The organism is Limosilactobacillus antri DSM 16041 (genome assembly GCF_000160835.1).
GTDB classification, from domain to species: domain Bacteria; phylum Bacillota; class Bacilli; order Lactobacillales; family Lactobacillaceae; genus Limosilactobacillus; species Limosilactobacillus antri.
In genome coordinates this window covers 182,191-189,308 of sequence record NZ_GG700733.1, presented here as the reverse complement: position 1 = coordinate 189,308, position 7,118 = coordinate 182,191, and the positions used below count along the sequence as shown (strand labels likewise).

The 7,118-nt window shown below is 53.7% G+C and carries 5 protein-coding genes; 1 reads left to right on the top strand and 4 read right to left on the bottom strand.

Annotated elements, in window-relative coordinates; translation table 11 throughout:
* On the top strand, positions 1-510 hold a 510-nt coding region (locus HMPREF0494_RS04450; protein ID WP_007123742.1), incomplete at its 5' end, for an ISL3 family transposase.
* A gap of 249 nt (positions 511-759) precedes the next feature.
* On the opposite strand, the gene lepB is transcribed toward HMPREF0494_RS04450, so the two are convergent.
* The 4 genes from lepB to mnmG form a co-directional block, all read right to left on the bottom strand.
* Positions 760-1,365, bottom strand: a complete 606-nt coding sequence (gene lepB / locus HMPREF0494_RS04445; RefSeq protein WP_007123741.1) for a signal peptidase I — start codon at positions 1,363-1,365, stop codon at positions 760-762.
* A gap of 13 nt (positions 1,366-1,378) precedes the next feature.
* Positions 1,379-2,929, bottom strand: coding sequence for a UDP-N-acetylmuramoyl-L-alanyl-D-glutamate--2,6-diaminopimelate ligase (locus tag HMPREF0494_RS04440; protein ID WP_007123740.1), 1,551 nt, complete (start codon positions 2,927-2,929; stop codon positions 1,379-1,381).
* A gap of 122 nt (positions 2,930-3,051) precedes the next feature.
* A complete protein-coding gene (asnB, locus tag HMPREF0494_RS04435) occupies positions 3,052-4,971 on the bottom strand; it encodes an asparagine synthase (glutamine-hydrolyzing) (RefSeq protein WP_007123739.1) in 1,920 nt (639 codons plus the stop codon).
* A 197-nt stretch (positions 4,972-5,168) separates the two neighbouring features.
* The gene (gene mnmG, locus HMPREF0494_RS04430) at positions 5,169-7,112 is read right to left on the bottom strand and encodes a tRNA uridine-5-carboxymethylaminomethyl(34) synthesis enzyme MnmG (RefSeq protein WP_007123738.1); all 1,944 of its coding nucleotides are present in this window, start codon (positions 7,110-7,112) and stop codon (positions 5,169-5,171) included.
* Positions 7,113-7,118 lie beyond the last annotated feature (6 nt).

Below are 7,118 nucleotides of genomic sequence, written 5' to 3'. Positions count from 1 at the left end.
CGGGCACTGAAACACTTCTGGAAGCTCATCCTAACCCCAGCGAGTGAACTAAAATACGATAACTACTGGCGGCGGGCCAACTTCGGCTATGCCCAATTGACTGATGTCGAAGTCATTCATCGCTTGCTCAATTTTGATGAAGATCTTACACAGGCTTACCGCTACTACCAAGACCTTGTCTTAGCAGTTAGTCAACGAAGTCGTAGTCGACTGGACCAACTGCTGACTACCAAGCTAACGGTGCTTCCGCAACCCCTGCAAAAGGTACAGCGGACATTGCGCCGGCACAAAGAAGAGATTCTGCACAGTTTTAAGTACGAGGCTTATACTAACGGTCCCGTTGAGGGCACTAACAATAAGATCAAGGCCATCAAGCGGGTTGCCTATGGATTCCGAAACTTTGCCAATTTTAGAATCCGGATATTGCTTACGCTTCCTAACACTTATATCGCCATTAACTGGAAGAACAAGCAAACAGCCCGTGCCAAAGTTCAGGCACGAGCTGCTTAACAAAACTTATTCAATTTTTTCATCAGTACTTCTTGACGAAGAGCCTAATTGATAAGGTAAAATTTCATACCCCTACCCCTAAATAATAACTCATTTCACACCAAGCGAACGATTTAAAATTACTTGATAGCTAAATTCCTTGTAAAGAACGATTCTGCTATCAGCTGCTTCGCCAAATTAAGTGCTATTTAAAACTAAACAGCTGGAAGGTGAATCATTGTCTGATTCACCTTCCAGCTGTTAACTTACTCAGTTTGCATAAAAGTGCTGCCACTCTTTATTGACGTTTTGCCGGGTTGTCTTGGTCCCGGACCATGACGGTACCTTTACGACCCCATCAATCTTGCTCTTCGGCACGAAGCCCCAGTAGCGGCCATCGTTGGAAACGCTCCGGTGGTCGCCGAGGACGAAGTATTCGCCCTTGGGAACCGTCGTCGCCCCGTTATGCTTGAGCCAGCTGTTCTGAACAGAAATACTCTTAAGCGTCCAGTCGCCGGTCCCAGCTTTCCGCTGGTCCATGCTGATGTAGTCTTGGTTAATCTTCTTGCCGTTAACGTAGATGTTCCCGTTCTTGGACTGCACCTTGTCACCCGGCATTCCAATCACCCGCTTGACGTAATCCGTCTTTTGCGCCACCTGCGGGTCCACCCCGTTGGCATCAAATACCACGACGCTGCCATGATGAATTTTAGCGGTCTTTAGGCAAAAGACCCGTTCATTATTCACCAGGTTGGGTTCCATGGACGGCCCATCGACCCGGACAATTTGAAAGACGAACTGCTTAATTAGCAGCGCAATTAACAGCCCAATGACGATTGGCACAATCCAACTCATCGTTTCCCGAAATGCTTTCATACTTCCGCCTCACTTAATCTTCAATTTCATCGATATAGTCTGCCGCAATCTTACTGTCAGTCGCGTACGGCGTGTCGACGCCGTTGATCTTTTGGTAAGGGTCCTCGCCCTTGCCAGCTAACACCACAATATCACCATTGCTGCTACTGTCAATTGCCGCCTTAATCGCCGTTGGCCGGTCCATGATGTACTGGACCGCCCCGACCTGGTCATGGTCGATGTGGGAATTTATTTCCCGGGCAATTTTCATCGGGTCCTCAAATCCGGGGTCGTCGGTCGTAAGGATAATCTGGTCCGGATGTTCCTCTGACAGGGCCTTGCCAAAGCCCTGGCGCCGGGAAATTCCCTTGTCGCCGGTCGCCCCTAAAACGACGGTCACCTTACCAGCCGCCGTCTGCCGCTTCAAAAAGGCCAGGAGCCGTTTTAGGCTGGCATAGTTATGGGCGTAATCAATGTAAATCGTCCCGTGCTGGCGGGTCTTCTGCATCTCCATCCGACCTTTGATGTGAACGTGGTCCAGGGTGGCAACCGCATCTGCCGCCGTTGCCCCAGCAAGGGCCGTTGAAATCACCGCTGCCACCGCGTTACCCTCATTGTAATCGCCGGGAACGCTGGTCTTGTAGCGGCCCTGGATGCCCAGTTGCTGGGCTTTCGGGCTGCAGGCGGCGAGTTCAAACTCGCTTTCGTGGAGGTCCTCCAAGTCGTTGCGGTACTCAAAGTCAATGGCTGCTCCGTCCGGAAGCTGGACCGCCGCACCATGGCGGGCAAACAAGTAGATATTTTCTGGCTGGGTCGTCGCCTTCGCGGTGTAGTAGACATCCGTCAGATGGGCCGTTTCGGCGTTAATCAGGCAGATTCCCGAGTTGACCAGCAGCTGTTCCTTACAGTGCAGGTAGTCGGCGAAGGTCGGGTGCTCATTACGGCCGATGTGGTCGGGACTAATATTCAGAAAAATTCCAATATCGAAGTGCAGGCCATAGGTCCGGTGCTTCTTGTACGCCTGGGAGGACACCTCCATCACCAGGTGGGTCATTCCGTTATCAACGGCCGCCCGCATATCGTGAAAAAGGTCGAGCGATTCGGGGGTGGTCAAGTCTGACTTAAAGCGGTCAGCCGGCCGATTGCCGAGGACCCGGTCGAGGGTTGAAAAGAGGGCCACGTGCTGGTCGGTCGCCCGGCCCAAAATGTGGTCAGCCATGTAGGCGGTGGTCGTCTTCCCCTTCGTCCCGGTAATCGCGATGATTGTCAGCTCATCCTGGGGGAAGCCGTAAAAGGCCGCCCCGAGCAGGGCCATCGCCTCTTGCTCGTCCTTGACGATAATTGCCGGCAGGTCCCCGCCCTCCGGGTATTCCTGCTCCGCAACGTAGGCCACGGCGCCTTGCTCCCGGGCCATCGTCAGGTACTTAGGCAAAAAGTTCCCCTTACAAAAGAACAATGTCCCCGCGGTAACTTTTCGTGAATCGTAGGCAACACTCGTCGCGGTAAAATCAGTTAGCTTGTTCGTATGATCCAGTAAATGGTGCTCGCGCAATAACGTTAGTGCAGGCGTAACATGCAATTCCATCTGTTATTGACCCCTCTTAAATTTTCTCTCTTAAAACTCTATTATTTCATTTTTTATAGCAAAAGTGAATTAATAAAATAAAAAGAGGAAGGTGACTTCCCCGCCACATTCCTCTCAGTCGATTACGCCTCGGCAGTCGCCGCAGCTTTATCAATGTCTTGTTCGTCCAGCTTGAAGTGGTCGATGAAGTAGAGCTTGTACCAGACCAGGAAGGTGTAGACCGTCCAAATCTTCCGCCGGCCATCGACCTTGCCAGCAAAGTTATCGTCAGCCAGCTGCAAGAGCTTGTCCTGGTCGAAGAACTCTTTGACAAAGTCCTCCGCAAACAGCTTCCGGACCTCTTCGTAGAACTTCTTCTCCCGGAGCCATTCCCGCACTGGCGTTGGGAAGCCGAGCTTCGGCCGGGTAGCCCATTCTTCCGGCAGGTGCCGGTTGGCCGCCATCCGGAAGGCCCACTTGGTCCCCTTGTCGTTAAAGAGGTACTTCGTCGGCGTGGTTTCCGCAACCTTCATAACTTCCTTATCGAGGAGCGGCACCCGAATTTCCACGGAGTTGGCCATGCTCATCTTATCGGCTTTTAAGCAGATGTCGCCGGGCATAAAGCGGTGCAGGTCTACGTACTGCTTCTTGGCCACCTCATTCATCTCCGGCTTCTTTTCGTCACACTTGTCGTAGAGCGGCTTGAGCAAGTCGGTGATGGAAGGTCCATCTTGGTATTCCGGCTTCAGGTATTCGTTCGCCTCCGCCGGGCTAAAGATGTAGGCCTGCCCGATGAAGGTATCCCGGGCCGGGGCCAGGTTGCGATAAAGGTGTTCAGAACCGTGGAAGTGCTTGCCTTCCAGCCACTTCCCTAATTTGTAGCGCTGGTCCTTCGGCAGCTTTTTGAGCTGCTCCGTGACCCAGCGGATAAATTTGACCTTGGTGTTGAAACCATAGGCCGTGTAGCCGGCAAACAATTCATCGGCCCCCTCGCCAGAGAGCAGGGCCTTGTAGCCGTTATCCTTTGCCAGCTTGTTTAAGAAGTAGAGCGGCACCACGGACGGGTTGGAGTCCGGTTCGTCCAGGTAGTACTGGATCAGCGGGAAGGTCTTGAAGGCTTCCTCATCGGTCAGCAGCTTGTCGGTGTTCTTCAAGTCCAGCTTGGCCGCCAGCTCCCGGGCCTGCTTGGTTTCGTCGTAGCCGCTGTCGAAACCGATTGAGAAGGTGTTGTTCGGCCGCATCAGGGCGGTTACCAGACTGGAGTCCACCCCGGCAGACAGGAAGGAGCCGACCTTGATGCCCTTATCCGCGAAGGTGTGGGCCTTAACGGAATTTTTGACCACGGCATCGATATTATCAACGGCCTGGTCAAAACTCTCATCAGCCGGATCAAAGTCTTCGTCCCAGTACTGTTCCATGTCAAATTGGCCGTCCCGGTAAGTGAAGTAGTGCGCTTCCGGCAAGCGGAAAACGCCCTTAAAGAAGGTTTCCTGGGTGACGTTGTATTGGAAGGTCATGTAGGACTTGAGGGCCCGTTTGTTCAGTGTCATCTCAAAATTAGGGTGGTCCAGGAAGGCCTTGATTTCAGAGCCGACAAAGAAGGTGCCGTTCATCTGGGCGTAGTAGAGGGGCTTAATTCCAAAGTGGTCCCGGGCACCGAACATTTCCTTGGTCTTGGTGTCCCAAATAATGAAGGCAAACATTCCCCGCAGCTTTTGCAGGACGTCCTTCCCCCACTCTTCGTAACCGTGCAGGATGACTTCCGTATCAGCGTGGGTCGTAAAGGTGTGGCCCTTTTCGATTAGCTCGCCGCGTAGTTCTTCAAAGTTGTAAATTTCGCCGTTGAACTCAATGATCTTGGACTGGTCCTCGTTAAAGATCGGCTGGTTCCCGGACTTGACGTCCACAAAGCTGAGCCGGCGGAAACCAAGGGCCACGTCGTCATCCACGTACTGCCCTTCGGCGTCTGGGCCCCGGTGGATGATCCGGTCCTTCATCTTCTTGATTAAGGTGTCCTTTAATTGTGGTTTCTCGTTATCAACGAACGCAACAATTCCACACATTGCAATGTTCCTCTTCTTTCCCTAGATTTTTAACCGTAATAAAACTCGAAACTAAATTATAACATACTCGTTTCTTTAATACGGTAATTTTACCCGAGCTTAAGCAATCCTTTGCTTTTCCCCCGTGGCGCTAAAAGCAGCGGTGAGCATTAACTACTGCACCAGCCGTCGCAACTTAATCTATTTCCCGGGAAATATTACTCATGATCCTTCTTGGAAAATTTCCCTTGTCGAATATAAACACTCAAAATTGCCAGGTCGGCCGGGTTCACTCCAGAAATTCGGGAGGCCTGGGCCAGCGTTTCCGGCCGGATCTTTTCCAGCTTCTGCCGGCCCTCGGTTGCTAGCCCGTCAATGTCATTGTAGTCGATGTTATCGGGAATCCGCTTGGCCTCCATCCGCTTCATCCGGTCGACCTTCTGTTCTTCCTTCTTAATGTAGCCGGCATACTTGAGCTGGATTTCAACCTGCTCAATCACGTGCCGGTCCAGTTCAGTGGCCGGGGCCGGGATAAACCTAGTCAATGTTTGGTAGTCCACGTACGGCCGCTTGATCAGGTCCGCCGCGGAAATGGCGTCCTTCAAGCGGTTATCACCGTGCTCTTCAATGAAGTCGTTAACGGCTTCGTCACTTGGCTTGAACTTGATTGACTGGAGCCGTTTGATCTCCGCAGCCACCGCGGCTTTCTTGGCTTCCATCTTGGCCAGCCGCTCAGCAGAAACCAGCCCGACCGCGTGACCCTTTTCCATCAGGCGGAAGTCAGCATTGTCGTGGCGGAGGATCAGTCGGTATTCGGCCCGGCTGGTCAGCAAACGGTAGGGTTCCTTGGTCCCCTTGGTAACCAGGTCATCAATCATCACCCCAATGTAGGCATCGGAGCGGCCTAAAACAAAGGGTCCCTTGCCCTGAGCGCGCAGGCCGGCATTAATTCCGGCAACCAGGCCCTGGCCGGCCGCCTCTTCATAGCCGGACGTTCCGTTCGTCTGCCCCGCGGTATACAGGTTCTTGACCAGCTTAGTTTCCAGGGTGGGGTGGAGCTGGTAAGGGGCTACGACGTCGTACTCGATCGCGTAACCCGGCCGCATCAGCTCTGCCGCTTCCAGTCCCTTGATCGAATGGACAATCTTTTGCTGGACTTCTTCCGGCATTGAGGTCGAAATCCCGTCGAGGTAGTACTCGTCCGTATCGCGGCCCTCGGGTTCCAGAAAGACCTGGTGGCGGGACTTATCAGCAAAGCGGACAATCTTATCCTCAATTGACGGGCAGTAGCGGGGCCCAACCCCCTTGATAACCCCGGAAAACATCGGCGCCCGGTCCAGGTTCGCCCGGATAATGCCGTGGGTCCCTTCATTGGTGTAGGTCAGCCAGCAGGCCAGCTGGTCGGTGACGGCAATGTAGCTGCTGTCCGGCGTGTCAAAGCTGAAGTGGTGGGGGTCTTCATCCCCCGGCTGTTTCTCAGTTTCAGCAAACTTAATCGTGTTCCCGTTCACCCGGGGCGGGGTCCCGGTCTTAAACCGCTCCAGGTCAAAGCCGAGTTCTTCCAGGTTCTCGGAGAGCTTGACCGCCGACTTGGAGTTATTTGGTCCAGACTGGTACTGCAACTCACCAATGATGATCTTGCCCCGGGCCGCGGTCCCCACGGTTAAAACCACCGCCTTGGCGTGATAACGGGCCCCGGTATTGGTGATGACTCCCTGGCAGACACCATCTTCGACAATCAGCTGGTCGACGGTCCCCTGGCGCAGGGTCAAATTGGGTTCGTTTTCGATGGTCAGCTTCATCTGCCGGTGGTAGGCGTGCTTGTCGGCCTGAGCCCGCAATGCTCGGATGGCAGGGCCCTTCCCGGTGTTCAGCATCCGCATTTGCACATAGGTCTTATCAATGTTGTGACCCATTTCGCCACCGAGGGCGTCAATCTCCCGGACGACGATTCCCTTGGCCGGACCACCGACGGACGGGTTGCATGGCATAAAGGCCACCATGTCCAGATTGATGGTTACCAGCAGGGTCTTATTGCCCATCCGAGCCGCGGCCAGAGCGGCCTCGCTCCCGGCATGGCCGGCCCCGACCACGATTACGTCATAGTCGCCCCCCTCATACTGGACGGCAGTGCTGGTTTTTAATGATTCACTCGACTTCACAATCTT

Bases quoted from the DNA above. Each gene is read 5' to 3' on its own strand.
- lepB (WP_007123741.1), bottom strand. From the start codon at position 1,365: ATGAAAGCATTTCGGGAAACGATGAGTTGGATTGTGCCAATCGTCATT.
- HMPREF0494_RS04440 (WP_007123740.1), bottom strand. From the start codon at position 2,929: ATGGAATTGCATGTTACGCCTGCACTAACGTTATTGCGCGAGCACCAT.
- asnB (WP_007123739.1), bottom strand. From the start codon at position 4,971: ATGTGTGGAATTGTTGCGTTCGTTGATAACGAGAAACCACAATTAAAG.